At 42.8% G+C, this 16,389-nt stretch carries 19 protein-coding genes, 1 tRNA gene and 1 pseudogene; 15 read left to right on the top strand and 6 right to left on the bottom strand.

Features of this window, described 5'->3' with window-relative positions; genetic code table 11:
- Window positions 1-26: 26 nt before the first annotated feature.
- From U9O96_03940 to U9O96_03925, 4 genes are read left to right on the top strand one after another with little or no spacing between them, the layout of a single operon-like run.
- A complete protein-coding gene (locus U9O96_03940; protein ID MEA2054254.1) occupies window positions 27-1,010 on the top strand; it encodes a substrate-binding domain-containing protein in 984 nt (327 codons plus the stop codon).
- Window positions 1,011-1,036: 26 nt separating this feature from the next.
- Window positions 1,037-1,936, top strand: coding sequence for a phosphate ABC transporter permease subunit PstC (gene pstC, locus U9O96_03935; GenBank protein MEA2054253.1), 900 nt, complete (start codon window positions 1,037-1,039; stop codon window positions 1,934-1,936).
- Entirely contained in the window at window positions 1,933-2,790 is an 858-nt protein-coding gene (locus U9O96_03930; protein MEA2054252.1) for an ABC transporter permease subunit, read from the top strand. The genes pstC and U9O96_03930 overlap by 4 nt, the downstream gene beginning before the upstream one ends.
- Window positions 2,787-3,566, top strand: a complete 780-nt coding sequence (locus U9O96_03925; protein ID MEA2054251.1) for a phosphate ABC transporter ATP-binding protein — start codon at window positions 2,787-2,789, stop codon at window positions 3,564-3,566. Before U9O96_03930 ends, U9O96_03925 begins: the two co-directional genes overlap by 4 nt.
- Before the next feature lie 14 nt (window positions 3,567-3,580).
- Here the strand turns inward: U9O96_03925 and U9O96_03920 are convergent, their stop codons facing one another.
- The gene (locus U9O96_03920; GenBank protein MEA2054250.1) at window positions 3,581-4,015 is read right to left on the bottom strand and encodes a hypothetical protein; all 435 of its coding nucleotides are present in this window, start codon (window positions 4,013-4,015) and stop codon (window positions 3,581-3,583) included.
- Between the two features lie 43 nt (window positions 4,016-4,058).
- On the bottom strand, window positions 4,059-4,958 hold the full coding sequence (gene nadA / locus U9O96_03915) for a quinolinate synthase NadA (protein MEA2054249.1): 900 nt from the start codon (window positions 4,956-4,958) through the stop codon (window positions 4,059-4,061).
- A gap of 118 nt (window positions 4,959-5,076) precedes the next feature.
- On the opposite strand from nadA, the gene U9O96_03910 reads away from it, so the two are divergent.
- From U9O96_03910 to U9O96_03900, 3 genes are read left to right on the top strand one after another with little or no spacing between them, the layout of a single operon-like run.
- On the top strand, window positions 5,077-5,793 hold the full coding sequence (locus U9O96_03910; protein ID MEA2054248.1) for a PKD domain-containing protein: 717 nt from the start codon (window positions 5,077-5,079) through the stop codon (window positions 5,791-5,793).
- Between the two features lie 8 nt (window positions 5,794-5,801).
- Complete coding sequence (locus U9O96_03905; GenBank protein MEA2054247.1) at window positions 5,802-6,236, top strand: hypothetical protein; 435 nt, start codon at window positions 5,802-5,804, stop codon at window positions 6,234-6,236.
- A gap of 34 nt (window positions 6,237-6,270) precedes the next feature.
- On the top strand, window positions 6,271-8,316 hold the full coding sequence (locus U9O96_03900; protein ID MEA2054246.1) for an Ig-like domain-containing protein: 2,046 nt from the start codon (window positions 6,271-6,273) through the stop codon (window positions 8,314-8,316).
- Here U9O96_03900 and rimI read toward each other — a convergent pair.
- The 4 genes from rimI to U9O96_03880 are packed head-to-tail and all read right to left on the bottom strand — an operon-like array spanning window position 8,311 to window position 10,995.
- On the bottom strand, window positions 8,311-8,742 hold the full coding sequence (gene rimI, locus U9O96_03895; protein MEA2054245.1) for a ribosomal protein S18-alanine N-acetyltransferase: 432 nt from the start codon (window positions 8,740-8,742) through the stop codon (window positions 8,311-8,313). The genes U9O96_03900 and rimI overlap by 6 nt on opposite strands.
- Window positions 8,739-9,620 (bottom strand): 4Fe-4S binding protein, encoded by an 882-nt coding sequence (locus U9O96_03890; GenBank protein ID MEA2054244.1) that lies wholly within the window; start codon window positions 9,618-9,620, stop codon window positions 8,739-8,741. The genes rimI and U9O96_03890 overlap by 4 nt, the downstream gene beginning before the upstream one ends.
- Window positions 9,621-10,217: a hypothetical protein gene (locus U9O96_03885; GenBank protein MEA2054243.1), complete on the bottom strand. Its 597-nt coding sequence runs from the start codon at window positions 10,215-10,217 to the stop codon at window positions 9,621-9,623.
- Window position 10,218: 1 nt separating this feature from the next.
- Window positions 10,219-10,995, bottom strand: a complete 777-nt coding sequence (locus U9O96_03880; GenBank protein MEA2054242.1) for an aspartate dehydrogenase — start codon at window positions 10,993-10,995, stop codon at window positions 10,219-10,221.
- A 35-nt stretch (window positions 10,996-11,030) separates the two neighbouring features.
- On the opposite strand from U9O96_03880, the gene nadC reads away from it, so the two are divergent.
- The 8 genes and pseudogenes from nadC to U9O96_03840 form a co-directional block, all read left to right on the top strand.
- Window positions 11,031-11,843: a carboxylating nicotinate-nucleotide diphosphorylase gene (gene nadC, locus U9O96_03875; GenBank protein MEA2054241.1), complete on the top strand. Its 813-nt coding sequence runs from the start codon at window positions 11,031-11,033 to the stop codon at window positions 11,841-11,843.
- Between the two features lie 155 nt (window positions 11,844-11,998).
- Window positions 11,999-12,922, top strand: coding sequence for a cysteine synthase family protein (locus U9O96_03870; GenBank protein ID MEA2054240.1), 924 nt, complete (start codon window positions 11,999-12,001; stop codon window positions 12,920-12,922).
- A 121-nt stretch (window positions 12,923-13,043) separates the two neighbouring features.
- Window positions 13,044-13,592: pseudogene (locus U9O96_03865) on the top strand (TATA-box-binding protein).
- 72 nt (window positions 13,593-13,664) lie between these two features.
- Entirely contained in the window at window positions 13,665-13,910 is a 246-nt protein-coding gene (locus U9O96_03860) for a hypothetical protein (GenBank protein ID MEA2054239.1), read from the top strand.
- A gap of 159 nt (window positions 13,911-14,069) precedes the next feature.
- Window positions 14,070-15,338, top strand: a complete 1,269-nt coding sequence (locus U9O96_03855) for a UDP-glucose/GDP-mannose dehydrogenase family protein (protein MEA2054238.1) — start codon at window positions 14,070-14,072, stop codon at window positions 15,336-15,338.
- Window positions 15,339-15,369: 31 nt separating this feature from the next.
- Window positions 15,370-15,444, top strand: a tRNA-Arg gene (locus U9O96_03850).
- Between the two features lie 106 nt (window positions 15,445-15,550).
- Window positions 15,551-16,096 (top strand): TATA-box-binding protein, encoded by a 546-nt coding sequence (locus tag U9O96_03845; GenBank protein ID MEA2054237.1) that lies wholly within the window; start codon window positions 15,551-15,553, stop codon window positions 16,094-16,096.
- Window positions 16,097-16,151: 55 nt separating this feature from the next.
- Window positions 16,152-16,389: hypothetical protein (locus tag U9O96_03840; GenBank protein ID MEA2054236.1), on the top strand; the 238-nt coding region annotated here is incomplete at its 3' end.

Below are 16,389 nucleotides of genomic sequence, written 5' to 3'. Positions count from 1 at the left end.
AATACTGGATTTGTATTCAGTATAATATGTTCGAAGTAGAGAAATATGTAAAAAGATCGAAACCGAAAACGATAGCCGTGGTTATACTGATTTTTGCCACTGCGTTTGCCGGTTGTATAGGTGAATCTGAGAGCATAAGAATTTCAGGTGCATGGGCACTCTACCCAATGATGCTCGTATGGGCAGATGAATACGAAAAAGCGTATGGCGTAACGGTGGATGTATCTGGCGGAGGAGCTGGAAAGGGGATGTCAGATGTTCTAAACGAACAGGTGGATATAGGGATGGTCTCCCGCCCCATTAGAGAAGAAGAGCTGGAACAAGGTGCGTTCTATATCGCCGTTACAAAGGATGCTGTGGTTGCCACCATAAATGTCAATAATCCAGTTTTGGACGAAATATATGAACAGGGATTGTCGAGAGAGGATTTAAGGAAGATTTTTATGAAGGAGGTGACGCACTGGGGAGATGTTGTAAATAAAAGCATTGAGGACGATAAAATAGTGGTATACGGCCGGTCCGATGCGTCAGGTGCCGCAAAAGTGTGGGCAAGCTTTTTGGGGAATTACACTCAATCTGACCTCCAGAGTAAAGCGGTTGCAAACTTTGACGGCGATATGAATCTAGCAACTGGAGTTCGTGGAGAGAAAAACGCAATAGGATTCAACAACCTGAATTATGCTTACGATATAGAAACCGGAGGGTTTGCAGAGGGTATCAGGCCGGTGCCGTTGGACTTAAACGGAAACGATAAACTTGACCAGAATGAGAATTTTTATGACAACAGGGATCAACTCGTAGAAAACGTATCCCTTGGTAACTATCCCTCACCACCAGCCAGAAAGGAGTATTTGGTGTCAAAAGGCCCCTTCAAAGGAAAAACGAAGGATTTTGTCCACTGGATACTCACGGATGGCCAGGCTTTCGTGCGGGAGAATGGCTACGTACAACTGTCAGATGAAACGCTAGAACAAGAATTGGAATGTCTAGAAAAAGGAAATAGAGAATAAAAAGTTTGTCGATGTAAGATAAGAAAATGGAATTATTGAAGTTTAGGCAGCTGAAAGAAAAAATCAGCAGCAGGGCAATGCTAGCAATGACTGGATTTGCATCAGCGCTTTTCATCCTGATATTCTTGCTCCTGTTAAGCAAATCCTCTTTAGTCATTTCTAAATACTCCATCACCGATCTCCTATTCTCCTCCAACTGGGACCCAGAGCGTTACAATTTTGGATTTTATCCTGCCATCGTGGGAACATTTTACGTTACCCTAATATCCATGGCAATAGCTGTTCCCATATCCCTGCTTTCCGCAATATACATATCGGAATATTCTTCGCCAAATGTAAGAAAGTATTTTTCATCCTTCATAGATGTACTGGCCGGCATACCTTCTGTGGTTTTTGGCATATGTGCAGTGATTGTGTTCGTTCCTTTTGTATCAGACTATCTTGGGCCATGGCTCGGCGTGGAAACCACGGGCATGTGTATATTCACCGCGGGTTTGATTCTGGCGGTCATGGTCTTCCCGATAATTATCTCATTGTCAGTTGAGTCACTGAGGGCTTTACCCATAGAACTGCGCGAAGCACCTCTCTCAATGGGAGCGACCAAATGGGAGAGCATAAAGCATGTGCTTTTGAAAGCAGCCGGGCCTGGAATAATTTCTTCCGTGCTATTGGGATTTGGGAGGGCTTTTGGGGAAACGATGGCAGTAGCCATGGTTATTGGAGGTAAAAACCAGATAACGTCTATGTTCTCTGCCGGTCAAACCATGCCGTCTGTCATTATAAGTAGCTTTGGGGAAATGATGTCCGTGCCGATGGAGCAATCCGCTTTGGTATTCGTTGCCCTTGTGCTGTTCATAATGGTAACAATTTTCAACACGTTGGCAAGAGTAATAAATGGAAGACTTAAGGAGAGGTGGAAAATATGAAAAGATACTTAGAAGAAAAAATCTTCAAATTCCTCATGCTTCTTTCCATGGCAATCATTGCATCTTCTCTATTTTTGATAATAGGGATTACCATCCTAAAAGGCGGAGTCGTGATGGTTCAGAAACCCCAGGTAATCGTGACGGCACCCGGACCCAGATATCTTCTGGGCGGGGAGGGGGGTTTCCTGCACGCAATTCTGGGAAGTATTTACATGGTACTCCCGGCCACTGCCTTTGCATCTATTATGGCTTTTGGAATTGCCATTTTTCTACAATCCGATTATTCCAGCCAAAGAGTTTCCGAATCAGTGCGCACTTTTTTGGATGCTTTATGGGGAACGCCTTCCATAGTCTACGGCATTTTCGTGCTAACCATCCTGATATATCTGCACCAAAGGGCTTCTTTGCTCGCCGGGATTTTCGCTCTTGCCCTGCTTGAATTGCCCATAATTGCCAGGTATGCTGATGAGGCTGTTCAATCTGTTCTTCTGGATGTAAAAGAGGTCGCTTATTCCATGGGGACTACCAGATGGGAAACATCCAAAATAGTCGGGAGACACGCCCTTCCGGGCATAGCTGCTGGGGTTTTGATGGGGCTGGGCAGGGGAATGGGCGATGCAGCATCCATTATATTCACTTGCGGTGCCAGCAGCGTTATGCCCAGCGGGCTTTTTCAGACAGCTACTGCATTGCCAGTGATGATATTCCAGCAGGCCAGCAGTTGTTATCCATCAGTAAGAGAGCAAGCTTATGCGGCTGCTTTTGTGCTCATGGCAATTGTACTTCTTTTGAACATTGCATCAAGGATTCTCGTAGGTCATTTTTCTACTTATATTTCAGGAGGTAAAAAATGAGAGCAATTGAGACAGAAATAAAGGTTAGGAATTTGAATGTATTTTACAGCGGAGGTACGGATGTTGTGGCATTGAAAAATATAAATATAGACATTCCAAAAAATAAGCTGACCACGATAATAGGCCCTTCGGGATGCGGGAAGACCACACTTCTGAAAACGTTAAACAGGCTCCATGAAATCAAGGAAGGCGTAAAAGTGAGCGGAGAGATATTCATCGGAGGAGAGGACATATACCATCCTAGTCGTCCCGTGCCGGAACTCAGGCGGAAGGTGGGACTGGTGGCACAAAAGCCCTATCCCCTGCCTGCATCGATATATGACAATGTGGCGTATGGGCCAAAGATTCACTACAGGCCAAACAAAAATGAGCTTGACAGAATAGTTGAAGAATGCCTCAGGAAGGCAAATCTCTGGGATGAAGTTAAAGATAGGCTGGATTCTCCGGCAGCTGACCTATCAATCGGCCAACAACAGCGACTTTGCATGGCCAGAACCCTCGCCGTAGAGCCCGAGGTTATATTATGTGATGAAGTCACATCTGCCCTCGACCCGATTTCATCGGAGAAATTGGAGAATCTTCTTCTTTCCCTCAAAGAGAAATACACTATCGTCATGGTCACCCACGTGCTCAGACAGGCAAAAAGGCTGGCCGATTATGTAATATTTTTATATCTCGGGGAAGTGGTAGAGACTGGAACGGCAGAGCAGTTTTTTAATAATCCGACCAATGAAAAGACAAAGGAATACATAAAGGGGATAATGGCAGGAACTTGAATCGACACACTCTTTCACATCGGAATAAAAAATATCGGTGTCCTCCAGTCAGATGCCACAGGTTCGTCCAGGTCAACAGCAAGAGCGATAACCGCAGTGAGATATCTTCCTTTAGGGACGTCGGAAAAATTGCATGAGAATCCGTTTGACGGGGTGCTATCCAGCTCGCTTTTTATTACTTCTTTATCAACTATGTCATAGAGAGTAAAATAGGCGGTTAAAATATTGCTGCTGCTGTCCGTATCAACTTTTATGAAATTAGAGCCGATTATTACCGTCCAGAATGGATCATATCCAGGCATTAATTTTTTCCCGTAAAAGTATAGCCCTCCCCGTGGCTCAATAATGTGTATATACGAGTCATTGATTGACTCCGAGACGGCTATACCCTGGAAAAGCGGGATGATGAAAAGCAGTGACACAACGATAACCAATTTTTTCATTCCCATATATATTAAAAGAATTGCGGATATTTAACTTTTTGTTTTTCATTTATCTTCCCAATTCCATCATCTTTTCCAATGGCTTCTTGGCTTTATTTATTGTTTCTTTATCTATTGCTATCTCCGGCTCCATTTTTTCAAGAGAATTTATAATCTTGTCCAGGGTTATCTTTTTCATTGGCGGACAAACGGCGTTTTCAACTGAATAAAATATCTTTTCGGGCATTTCTTTTTTCATTCTGTAGCATAACTCCCGCTCGGTTGCCACAATAAATTCTCTTGTTTTTGATTCTTTTGCATAATTTACCATTCCTTCAGTAGAGGCGATTTTATCAGCGATGTCTATAACCTCCGGGGTGCACTCCGGATGTGCGATTATCTCCGCCTCCGGGTGTATTTCTTTTATCCTCAATATATCTTCTTTCTCTATGCCTTCATGCGTGGGGCAAAAGCCCGGCCACAGAATAACTTCTTTGTCTTTTACATATCTCTTGACATACTTGCCCAGGTTACTGTCGGGCACAAATATGACGCCGTCGGGCATGCTTTTTACGACTTTCACGGCATTTGCAGATGTGCAGCATATGTCTGAGACGGCCTTAACTTCTGCCGTGGTATTGACATAACTCACCACATCCAACCCCTTCTCTTTTTTGAAGGAAAGCAGTGTTTCTGCATCAACCATCGCGGCCATGGGACACCTTGCACCGATGTCTGGATGTAAGACAATTTTATCGGGATTCAAAATTTTTGCAGACTGTGCCATGAAGTCCACGCCGCAAAAGACGATAACATCTGCATCCGTTTTTTTCGCCCGCACGGCAAGGGCAAGGGAATCGCCGGTGAAATCTGCAGCATCCTGAACTTCCGGCCTCTGATAATTATGGGCTAGGATAACAGCATTCCTTTTCTTTTTCAGCTCATCAAGTTTTTTGAGTTTATCATTCATTTTCTGTCTGCTTATGTCAACCTGCATTTAAAACTTTTTGATGAGCAACGAGTTAATCCCACCTCTTCTTAACGATAGTTAAATTTTAATATCAATTTTTAATGAAGGGTTTGATAAAATGAAAAAAGCAATAGCGATATTTGTATTGGCAGCTCTTGTAATTCCGTCGGTCATGGCGATAAATGCTACTACGGGCATGATGCCCAACAACCCCCCGGAAAAGCCGACAATAACCGGGCCGTCATCAGGTGAGGTAGGAAAGTGGTATACATACACTGCCGTGACAACAGACCCTGACGGTGACAAAGTGTTTTACTGCTTCGACTGGGGCGATGGTGATGAGTTCTGCACCCTTTTGCACGATTCCGGTCAGCAGGCTTCAGCATCACATACGTGGGACGAGAAGGGTGATTATACAATAACGGTGAAGGCAATGGATGAGAATCGTGCCGAGAGCGAGCCCGCTACATTGAAAGTAAGTATGCCGCTGAGTTATTCAAACGGCCCTTCCATTAAAATAGTAAAGCCGCACAATGGGATTTATCTGTACGGGATAAAAATACTGCCAATCCTGGGACAGATTGTTATAGGAGATATAACCGTGGAAGTGAAAGCATCCGACGACGTGCAGAGGGTTGAATTTTTACTCCAGATGAGCTGCTTCTGCGGACGGGAAGTGGTACATGTTGATACCTCTCCCCTATATACCTGGGAATGGAACCAGGATTACGATGACAATGAATTGATAGACGAAGGAAATGTTCCTCTTACTGTTAGGGCGTATGATAGCGAGTGGAACGAAGCAATGGATGACATCAAGCTGATAAAATTATAGGTGATGCAATGAAAATACTCCCAATATTTGTCTTACTGATTTTTGCGTCTCTTGCCATAACTCAGGCAAATGCCCTAAACGTGACATGGACACCCGAACACCCTGAGCCAGGGGACAAAATAACAGTGTATCTAAAAGCAGATGAAAATGTTTCCAAGGTAATTCTGCAGGTATGCATTGGCGACATATGCCGACTGCCAGAGCAAATGGAAAAAGACAACGGAAATTACGTATATTCATTCTATGTGAACGAGACGGCAGATGTGCATCTCAATTTCACCGTGGAATATACTGATAACACTAGCACGTGGGACAACTCGACCTCATTCGCAGTAGAAAAGGCAGGTAGAAATAGTACGCCAGGCTTTGCATCTATTGCATCCATCATAGCAATTTCCGTAGCAATGACAGCGGTATTTCTCAGAAAAAGGACGAAAGTTTGAAATACGACGAAAAACCTTTGAACTCTGAAATATAATGAAGGCAAGTGTCCCCTTTCTTTCCATAATTATTCTTCTATCTTTGGCGTCATTGCCGTCCTTTAATTTTGAATCTGAGGCATCAACTGAAAGCAAAGTTGTTTTCTGCGAGGAAATAACGGCAACATGGTGCACAGGATGCCCGAATACTGCAGAGGCTTTATACAAAATATACGGCTCTGATAGTTCGTTTTATTATGTTGCCATGGTCACCGATAAAAATGAAAAAGCGGCAGACAGGATAGAGGATTATAACATAGCCGGGTATCCAACTTCATTTTTTGATGGAGGGTATTCTGTAGTTTTCGGAGGAAAAAGCGATACTGCACCATATAAGAGTGCCATAAATGAGTGCAGAAACAGGGCATACCCTAATGTCGGCGTAGTCATTGATGTCGGCTGGCTCGGGGAGAGCAGCATTTCCATATCAATAAAAATTGAAAATAACGGAGGAACGTACCACGGACATCTCAGGGCGTATGTTGTCGAGCCTGTATCAAGATGGAACAACCTTGCCGGCAACCCCTACCATTTCGGATTCCTTGACTATGCACTTGATAAAGATGTGAGCATTGAGGGGGTTATAACGGAAGAAACTGTATGGAACGGGAGCAGTGCAGGATATGAAGACATAACCAGGGACAACATAATGGTGATCGCTGCTCTTTTTGATGCCGAAGGGCATACCGGCTATTCAGATCCACCTTCAAACAATCACCGGTTCACTGCCCATTATGTGGATAGCGCGGCAGCCGCCTCGCCGCCGGAGGATTCACCACCTTCAGTCATGCTAATTGGAAAGCCCGCTTCAGTTACAGGTTACAGAAACGCAACGTTTAGCTGGGAAGGAAAAGACGATTTTACTTCCAGTGACGAGTTGCTTTATTCCTATATGTTGATAGGGTACGATAGCCGCTGGTCTGAATGGGGACAGGAAACAGAGAAAGATTACGAAAGCTTAGCAGATGGGAAATATACGTTCATGGTTAAAGTTAAGGACGATGGAGGACAGGAAAGCACCGTTTCATGGCAATTCACAGTTGACACATCACCTCCAACAGTTGTATCAACAGACCCTGCAGACAACTCAAAGGATAAAGATATATTTTCTCCAGTAACCATAGCCTTTTCTTACAACATGGACAAATCATCTGTTTCAAATGCAATTTCAATTGACCTGCCAATAGACTACAGTATCAAATGGAACAGTGACAAAGTTTTGGTAATATCTCCGAAAAACCACTGGATGTACAAAACCGTATATACAATAACACTGTCCGGCAGTATAAGAAGGGACAGCGGGCAGGAAATGGGAAAGCCGTACGAGTTATCTTTTGAAACGTCTTCTGCAGATACAGAGTCGCCTGAAATAATCTCAACATATCCTGGCAATGGAGGCACAGCAAAAAGCGGGGATGTTATAAAAATACAATTTTCAGAACCAATGGAAATAAGATTTTTCGAAAAAGCCATAAGGAACGATCCATGGTTTTCTTACCACATAGAATGGGAAGATAATGATACTGCCTTAAAAATAATACCGAGATTCCTTCCGCCGGGCGAGTATAAAATAATGATAACAACTTATGCCATGGACAAATCGGGCAACCATATGGGCAAGAAATTTACAATTGGTTTTGAGGTAATGCCGCTAAGAGTGCTCTGCTCATTACCTTATGACGGAGAAAGGGAAGTACCGGTTTCAACAAAAATTTCAATAGTTTTCTCGGAGGAAATGGATAAAGGCAGCATGGGTGGCAATATATCTGCAACCTTCGATTTCAGTAAATCCTGGAACGAAAATGGGGACATATTGTACATAATACCCTCCGCTCCTCTGGAACACGAGAAACACTATTCCATAGAAATTGACCGGAATGCAACAAATATTTACGGTACAAAGCTTGATAGTAGCTATACCGTATCTTTATTTACTGAAGGAAAAATGCCCGACAGGCATATAGGAGAAGAAACACCATCCTTCACTCTCGCTATCTTACTATGTGCAATCATCTTTTCCTTAATTTTGTATAGAAGATCATAAGAGCGATTTTTCCATGAGGTAGCCATCTGTCCCATCTGGATAAAAATCATGGAGGATTTCTTTTATTACGAAGCCATGCTTCTTGTAAAGCTTTATGGCTTTTTTGTTTGTTACTTTCACCTCCAGATAAACTTTCTTTAGATTTTCAAATTTCCTTGTTATCTGGTTCAGGAGCGTAGAGCCTATGCCCTTTCCCCTGTAACCTTTTCTGACACATACCATCAAAATGCGAAGAGTGGATGCCCCAGCCATAACACTCAATACAAATCCGATAACCTTCCCACCCTCCTCTGCAACCAGAAAACCGTTGGGCGAGACCTGCCATACGTTAATAAAAAAATCCGGAGAATAATACTCTTTAAGAGAGTTATAAGATATTTTTATAACCTGCTGTATATCATTACATACAAATTCCCTTATGATCATGTAAAACCCAATTTTATCGCATTGACGGGGCAGGCTGATACGCACCTTCCGCACCTTATACATTCCGAACTTCTATTATCCTCGGGCATTTCAATGTCCATAGGACAGACTGCTTTACATCTCCCGCAGTGAGTGCATTTGTTCATGTCCACTTCCAGCTGAAGCAAACTTATTTTGTTGAAAGGAGCCATCATCGCCCCTACGGGACAGAGGTGCCGGCACCATCCACGTGTCAGCAAAACAACGAGCGCAAAAAAGCCTCCAAGAAAAAGCATTTTTGGAATGAAATATGTGCCAAGGGCATAGCCGTGTGGATGGAGAATTAGGGCAGGTATTGTGGCAGTTAAACCGCCGATGGGACAGATGTTTGTATAAACCATTTTCCCCGTGATGTAACATGCAGGGGCTATCAACAATAAAATTGCATATTTTAAATAACGTAATTTTTTATCAGCCTTTTTGCCATTCGCACTCTTTATTTTTCTTTTATGTCCTATAATATCCTGCAAAAAGCCAATGGGGCATGCCCAGCCGCATGCCGCCCTACCGAATACCATGGAAATAAGGGTTATAGAGCCGGCGAGATAAATTAACGACGTTAAACTGTGTTCAATGGCTGCATGTTCCAGTATGCCGATTGGACAGGCCATTGATGCCATGGGTGCTTCCCAGCAGTAAAAGTACGTATATATCAGCCCCGTGCTGCCGACGAGAAAGGCAGTATTTGAAAGAAAAAGGAATGCAAGCTGAGAAGCAAGCCTTTTTTTCTGCATCGGAGAAAATGCATATCTTTTCCATACTACTGCAGTACCGATTGCCATCGGCACGCATACATATGCAAATGGGCACGACGCACAGTTAAAGTTGCACAGGGGCATCTACACCTCCATATTCTCGACTGCAAGGGCCAATATTTCTTCTAACTGTTTGAGGGAAGGCTGTCCACCATCCCCACCTGCAGGCCCCTGGAAGGCATACCACAAAACGTTTCCATCTTTGAGAGTGAGAATGACCGTTGTTGGTGCTCCAATATCTCCCTTTGGAGTGTAAATTTTTATAACATCTTTTCTCTCGCTATTGATGATATCTACAGTGAAAAGTGTGATGTTTTTTTTGTATCTTTCGTCCATGCACCCGTTTTCTTCGCTTCCTTCAACAATACCTGCATTTTTCATGTCACTCCACTGTCTGCTGCATGGATCGCATCCATGATACCAGAAAAAGAGCATCACAACCTTTCCTTTACTCAGTTCATCAACGACCCACGACGGATGTGGCACATTGTTTCCTTCCTTATCATATCCTTCAGGATACTCGACCCAAAACCCGGAAAAAGATTTTACGATGGGGTTAAGCGCAAGGCAACCCAGACAAGTAGCTTCATTTAGATTTCTCGACTTTTCGTATGAAGTATACACCCCGCCCGTGAAAAGCACAAGTGCAATGGCTATGCCAATAACCTGTGCCAATCTCATTTCATGCACCTATCTGAATTGGATTAATCGCCCGTCTCAGGGTTGCAATTGCTGAAAGGGATGCCAGGTAACTTGAACCGGGATTGTTTGGATTCGGCAGATTTTCTACCTCCGCCCTAAGCCGTCCAAATTTTCCATGGGCCAGTATTTTATGGCTGTTACACTTAACCACGGGATCTGCAACAATTTTAACCCTCGTCTCGTCAAATCCTATGCCGGCAATGGACAGGCACGCGGCAACATTTATATTTCTCGGAAATTTCTTTACCGCTTCCCTTGCACTCCCATCAAAAAGTATAGTCCTCTTTTCCAGTTCTCTGCCAAGAGAGGAAGGAGACTTTGTTGTTACAAGTGTGACCTCGTCTATGTCATCTGCCCTAGCCGCTTTTATCCCATCAATACCGCATACCGCCCCTGACGGAAGGTAAATCTTGCATTTTTTTTCTTTCGCTTTCCTTTCCAATCTTTTTCGCAGGGTGTCATCGAAAAGACTGCCGATACTCATTATTATCAAATCCTTTCCTGCATCGATAACCTTTTCTGCATATTGCCTTATTGCTTCCTGGGATGCCGCCTCAAAAACAATGTCGACCTTTCCCAAAAAATTATTAAAATCCTCGGCAACTCCCTTTTTTAATTTTTTACCCAGTTTCTCCGCCTTTTCTTTTTTTATGTCGTAAAGATAGATTTTGCATATCTCTTCCATGTTGTCCGCGGCCATCGCCACATCACTGCCTACCGCCCCACAGCCTATTATTCCTAGCTTTATGCTATCCATATTAATAAATAGAGGATTTCTATTAATACGTTCCTATGGGAGACATAGAAAGATTCCTTTATGAAGATTTGAATGAGAAGGGTGATATAACCTCGGACGGCTTGCTTGGGGACGAAGCGGGAAAGGCTTTTATCATTTCCAAGGAATGTTGCATTCTGGCAGGCCTTGAGGAAGCGAAAGCAGTGTTTTCCCATCTGGGACTGACCGTAAATTTGATAATGAAGGACGGCGAGGAAGCCAGGGCAAACGACAGGGTAATGGAGATAAAAGGAAAGGCCCGTTCCATACTTGCCGGCGAAAGACTGGCCTTGAACGTCATTTCCAGAATGAGCGGCATAGCAAGTATTACCAACGAACTTGTCAAAACTTGTAGGAAAAAGAACGCAAAAATTAATATAGCAGCAACAAGAAAGACAACTCCCGGCTTCAGAAAATACGAAAAAAAAGCCGTTACAATTGGAGGCGGGATGGCACACCGAATGGGGTTATATGATGGAGTTATAATAAAGGATAATCATCTAATATACCTATCCATTAGGGAAGCCATAAGGAAGGCAAAAGAGAAAATAGATAAGCCGATAGAAGTGGAGGTTGAAAGTATCGAAAACGCTGTCATTGCCGCTGAAGAGGACGTCAATATCATAATGCTTGACAACATGCCTCCAGCCAAAGGAAAAATAGCTGCCCGCGAGGCAAGAGCAGTAAATCCGTCCGTGAAAATAGAGGTTTCCGGCGGCATAACACCCGAAAACATCGCCAACTATACTTTTGCCGATATCATTTCACTGGGCTGGCTGACGCATTCAGTAAAAAGCAAAGATTTTTCACTTGAAATGGAACAGTTATAATAGGAGCATGAGCATGCCCGACGAGACTCCATTTTATTTCATTCATTCGTATGACACCTTGCTGGCAATAAATGTACGGGGCTAATTCTCGGAATAATTATGCAAAGCACACAAGCTAAAATTTTTAAATACGATCATCTTGTTCAACGGTGGATATGAAAAATAAAAAATTCAGCATATTGGATGCCATTGGTAATACGCCACTTGTGAAGTTGAGCAATTTAAATAGAAACCGTGATGTTAGGATTTTTGGTAAAGTCGAGGCGATGAACCCGGGTGGTTCAATAAAAGATAGACCGGCATATTATATGGTAAAAAAGGGAGAAGAATCTGGGAAGCTGACAAAAGATAAGATAATACTTGAACCAACATCCGGAAATACAGGAATCGCTCTTGCGATGATAGGTGCCATAAAAGGGTACAGAGTTAAGTTACTAATGCCAGAATGCGTCAGTATGGAAAGAAGGCACATATTGGAGGCGTTTGGTGCCGAAGTTGCTTTTACCCCCGCGGATGAAGGTACAGATGGTTCTATTAAAAAAGCCCGTGAACTTGTTAATGAAGAGCCGGATAAGTATTTCATGCCCAATCAGTTTGAAAACGAAAATAACGTCCTTTCACATTACGAAACAACTGGACCAGAAATTTTCTCTCAGACTGACGGGGAAGTCGATGTATTTGTTGCTGGCATGGGCACAACAGGAACTATAATGGGAGTGGGCAAATATTTAAAGGAAAAAAAGCAAGAAATCAGGATTGTGGGGGTAGAACCGCCGGAAGGACATAGAATACAGGGACTTAAAAATATGAAAGAATCCATGACTCCCAAAATTTATAACGAGAGTATATTGGACGAAAAAATTGTAATCGATGATGATGAGGCATCTGAAATAGTACGCCTTCTCGCCACAAAAGAAGGAATTTTTGTCGGTGCATCGAGCGGCGCAGCAGTTGCAGGTGCTCTGCATATAGCAAAGAATATGGATTCTGGTACAATTGTTGCAATATTACCTGATAGGGGAGAGCGTTACCTCAGTACAACACTGTTCAGGTCGGTATGTGCAAAATGCCCTCCATGATTTCCTCCTTTGTCAAACGTTGTATGCAAAGTTCATCCCAATAAATCTAATGCAGGACAGATATTGTGCTCCAAACCTTTATAAAGGGAGTTTATATACTACTTAAATTAGGGGGTAAATTATGGCTGATATGAAAATAGAAAATATTGTAGCGTCAACCACGATAGCCGATGAATTGGATTTGACGATGTTATCAAAATTATTGTCCGGAGGAGACTATAAACCCAAGCGATTCCCGGGGCTTGTACTTCGTCTGGATGAGCCAAAAACTGCTGCTCTGCTGTTCAGGAGTGGAAAGGTCGTATGCACGGGTGCAAAGACGACGGGAGATGTGAAAAGAGCAATAAAAAAAGTTTGTAATAAAGTCGAGAAGGCAGGATCCAAGGTTTTTAAAAGTCCGGAAATAAATATCCAGAACATCGTTGCCTCTGCAAATTTGAATGCCAAATTGAATTTGAATGACGTCGCACTTGCAATAGGTCTTGAAAAAGTAGAATACGAGCCGGAATAGTTCCCTGGGCTGGTTTATAGACTTAAAGACCTTCATGTCGTTGTCCTTCTATTCGGCTCTGGAAAACTGGTATGCACAGGAGCGAGAAAAGCGGAACAGGTTTCAGATGCAATAGATATGATGGCGAAAGAACTAGGTGAGAAGGGAATGCTGCTATAAGGTAAAATTTTGAAAAAAAATAGACATGTATATAAATAAGAAGAGATATTATCACTCTGGAGGGGATAAGATATGAAACCCTGGATACCCGCAGCAGTCGCAATAGGTATTGTCCTGCTATTTATAGGTATGGTAGCAGGAGTGTATGCAGACGACGAGGATGCAATAAATACATCAACAGTAATAGCGGATCTTGGAATACTAATAGGTGGAATAGGATTCGCTGTTGGAGCACTGGTGGATACAGAAATAGACAATTATACCCGCATGGGAATGATTATCGCCGGTGCACTGTTTATGGCGTTGCTCTGGATGTAACTGTTACAGAGAAATAAAATACCTATCTCTATCTTTGAGGGGAATTCTCCCTCTTATTTTCTTTTTGTCATCTGTCCCGGGCTCTAACTGGATAATATTCGATGAGAAGACATGCACCGGCTTCCTGAGTTTTTTTAAACTACTTTGCATTACGAAATCATGAAGATATGCATAATTGGTGCCGGATATGTGGGGATGGTAACCGGTGTTTGCCTTGCAGATAATGGAAATGATGTAGTATTCATAGATATCGACGAAGAAAAAGTGAATGAAATAAATAAATCGTTTCCGCCAATATATGAGGATGACCTGGGGGAGATGCTTAAAAGAAACAGCGGGAGGATAAAAGCAACGACAGAATATGGGCCCATAACAGAAGCGGATGCTGTTTTTGTGTGCGTAGGCACGCCTTCAAGGAAAGACGGAAGCATAAATTTAGAATATGTGGAGGAAGCAATTAAAAATATTGGCAGATATATCGGAAATGAATGGAAATTGGTTGTAATAAAAAGCACTGTTTTGCCTGGTACAACCGAAGGTTTTGTCATACCCTTTCTGGAAAAATTAACGGGCAAAAAAGCCGGGCATGATTTTGGCGTTTCAATGAATCCGGAATTTTTGAGGGAAGGAAAAGCAATACACGATTTCAAACATCCCGACAGAATCGTGATCGGTGTGCACGATAAAAAATCTGAGGAACTGTTAACCAGGCTATACACTCCGTTCCACGCGCCTCTTTTTATAACAACTCTAACAACTGCCGAGATGATAAAATATTCAAGCAACGCTCTTCTAGCAACAAAGATATCTTTTGCCAACGAAATTGGAAACTTCTGCAAAAAGCTCGGAGTGGATACATACGATGTTATGGAAGCCGTGGGAATGGACCATCGTATCTCCCCTTATTTCCTCAACTCAGGGGCGGGCTTTGGCGGCTCCTGTTTTCCCAAAGACGTGAGGGCAATCATTTCTGCTGGCGATGAACGGGGATGTGATACGGCCATCCTGCGTTCTGTCATGCACGTTAACGAGAGACAGTCCTTGAAGATGATCGAACTGCTCGAAAAACACACTGAAAAACTTGACGGAAAGAAAATATCGGTTCTTGGCCTCTCCTTCAAAGCAGGAACAGATGATATAAGAGAATCACGTTCCATACCAGTCATAAAAAAACTTATTGAAAAGAATGCTGTCATCTCTGCATATGATCCCCTCGCCATGGAAAATATGAAGAAAATTTTTGAAAATATAGATTACTGCAAAAGTGCAGATGCTTCCCTTAAAAATGCCGATGGATGTCTTATCATGACCGACTGGGAAGAGTTCTCCCATCTGAATTTCAGGTTGATGAAAAGACCTGTTGTCATTGATGGGAGGCATATCGTCGAGGAAAAAGAAGGGCTGATCTATGAGGGCATATGCTGGTAAAATTTAAGTAAAAGGTGCAACTATTCCAATCGGGCTCGTAGCCTAGCTAGGATAAGGCGGCAGCCTTCGGAGTTGCAGATCAGGGGTTCAAATCCCCTCGGGCCCGCTAATGCAACAGAACCCTGCTTTTGACAGAAAAGCAGATATACGGGATTAGACATATGCAATAAAGAGAGGAAGATCAGCCATTTTCCTGTGATTGGAGGTATTCCATGATGGACATGAAAGTAGAAAATATAGTTGCTACCACAACGATTGGAAAAGAGCTTAATTTGGAAAAAATCGCATCAACTGTGGCAGGCAGCAAGTACGAAAAAGAACGTTTTCCAGGGTTAATCATGCACATAGATGAGCCAAAAACAACGTATCTGCTGTTCAAGAACGGCAAGGTGGTGAGCTTGGGTGCGAAGTCCGAGGAGGAATTGCGGGCGGGCATCCAGAAACTATGCGAAAAACTTGTAGAATCTGGTTTTGAAGTATCATTCGAATCAGAAATTGCGATAAAAAACGTAGTTGCATCTTCTGACTTATGCGTGGAAATGAATCTGACGAATATGGTATTGGCCCTTGGATTGGAAAACGTTGAATATGAGTCCGAGCAATTTCCTGGGTTGGTGTATTGGCTGGAGGAATCCCGTGCGGTTTTCTTGATTTTCAATTCCGGAAAAATCATATGTCTGGGAACAAAAAGTCCAGAGGAGGCATCTAAAGCAATAGATACCTTATCCTCAAAGCTGCATTCATTGAGATTGATATAAACAAAAAAGCTTAGGCCAAAAAATATAAATTTTATGAGACATTGCAGAAGAGAAAATGAATCCCTTCCTGAATCCCGTCTTTCTGCTTCGCGCGACAAAAGCATATGTGACAGATATAAACAGGGTTTGGAGAGTATCGTACGAAGAGCTTGAGAAATACAGGGACAAACAATTCAGAAAAATCATCAGATATGCTTATGATGTGCCCATTTACAGAAAAAAGTACAGGGAAGCAGGCATCCGTCCGGATGATATAAAGGGCATAGGGGATATCAAAAAACTTCCATTCATAA

Source organism: Candidatus Thermoplasmatota archaeon (assembly GCA_034660695.1).
GTDB lineage: Archaea > Thermoplasmatota > E2 > UBA202 > DSCA01 > JAYEJS01.
Note: the sequence above shows the minus strand (reverse complement) of the source record. Positions and strands in the feature narration are given on the sequence as shown.

Coding starts and splice junctions, on each gene's coding strand:
- U9O96_03880 (MEA2054242.1), bottom strand. CDS start 10,995: ATGGATAGCATAAAGCTAGGAATAATAGGCTGTGGGGCGGTAGGCAGT.
- U9O96_03940 (MEA2054254.1), top strand. CDS start 27: ATGTTCGAAGTAGAGAAATATGTAAAAAGATCGAAACCGAAAACGATA.
- U9O96_03890 (MEA2054244.1), bottom strand. CDS start 9,620: ATGCCCCTGTGCAACTTTAACTGTGCGTCGTGCCCATTTGCATATGTA.
- rimI (MEA2054245.1), bottom strand. CDS start 8,742: ATGATCATAAGGGAATTTGTATGTAATGATATACAGCAGGTTATAAAA.
- U9O96_03845 (MEA2054237.1), top strand. CDS start 15,551: ATGATGGACATGAAAGTAGAAAATATAGTTGCTACCACAACGATTGGA.
- nadA (MEA2054249.1), bottom strand. CDS start 4,958: ATGAATGATAAACTCAAAAAACTTGATGAGCTGAAAAAGAAAAGGAAT.
- pstC (MEA2054253.1), top strand. CDS start 1,037: ATGGAATTATTGAAGTTTAGGCAGCTGAAAGAAAAAATCAGCAGCAGG.
- U9O96_03870 (MEA2054240.1), top strand. CDS start 11,999: ATGAAAAATAAAAAATTCAGCATATTGGATGCCATTGGTAATACGCCA.
- U9O96_03925 (MEA2054251.1), top strand. CDS start 2,787: ATGAGAGCAATTGAGACAGAAATAAAGGTTAGGAATTTGAATGTATTT.
- U9O96_03920 (MEA2054250.1), bottom strand. CDS start 4,015: ATGGGAATGAAAAAATTGGTTATCGTTGTGTCACTGCTTTTCATCATC.
- U9O96_03855 (MEA2054238.1), top strand. CDS start 14,070: ATGAAGATATGCATAATTGGTGCCGGATATGTGGGGATGGTAACCGGT.
- U9O96_03860 (MEA2054239.1), top strand. CDS start 13,665: ATGAAACCCTGGATACCCGCAGCAGTCGCAATAGGTATTGTCCTGCTA.
- U9O96_03885 (MEA2054243.1), bottom strand. CDS start 10,217: ATGAGATTGGCACAGGTTATTGGCATAGCCATTGCACTTGTGCTTTTC.
- U9O96_03905 (MEA2054247.1), top strand. CDS start 5,802: ATGAAAATACTCCCAATATTTGTCTTACTGATTTTTGCGTCTCTTGCC.
- nadC (MEA2054241.1), top strand. CDS start 11,031: ATGGGAGACATAGAAAGATTCCTTTATGAAGATTTGAATGAGAAGGGT.
- U9O96_03910 (MEA2054248.1), top strand. CDS start 5,077: ATGAAAAAAGCAATAGCGATATTTGTATTGGCAGCTCTTGTAATTCCG.
- U9O96_03930 (MEA2054252.1), top strand. CDS start 1,933: ATGAAAAGATACTTAGAAGAAAAAATCTTCAAATTCCTCATGCTTCTT.
- U9O96_03900 (MEA2054246.1), top strand. CDS start 6,271: ATGAAGGCAAGTGTCCCCTTTCTTTCCATAATTATTCTTCTATCTTTG.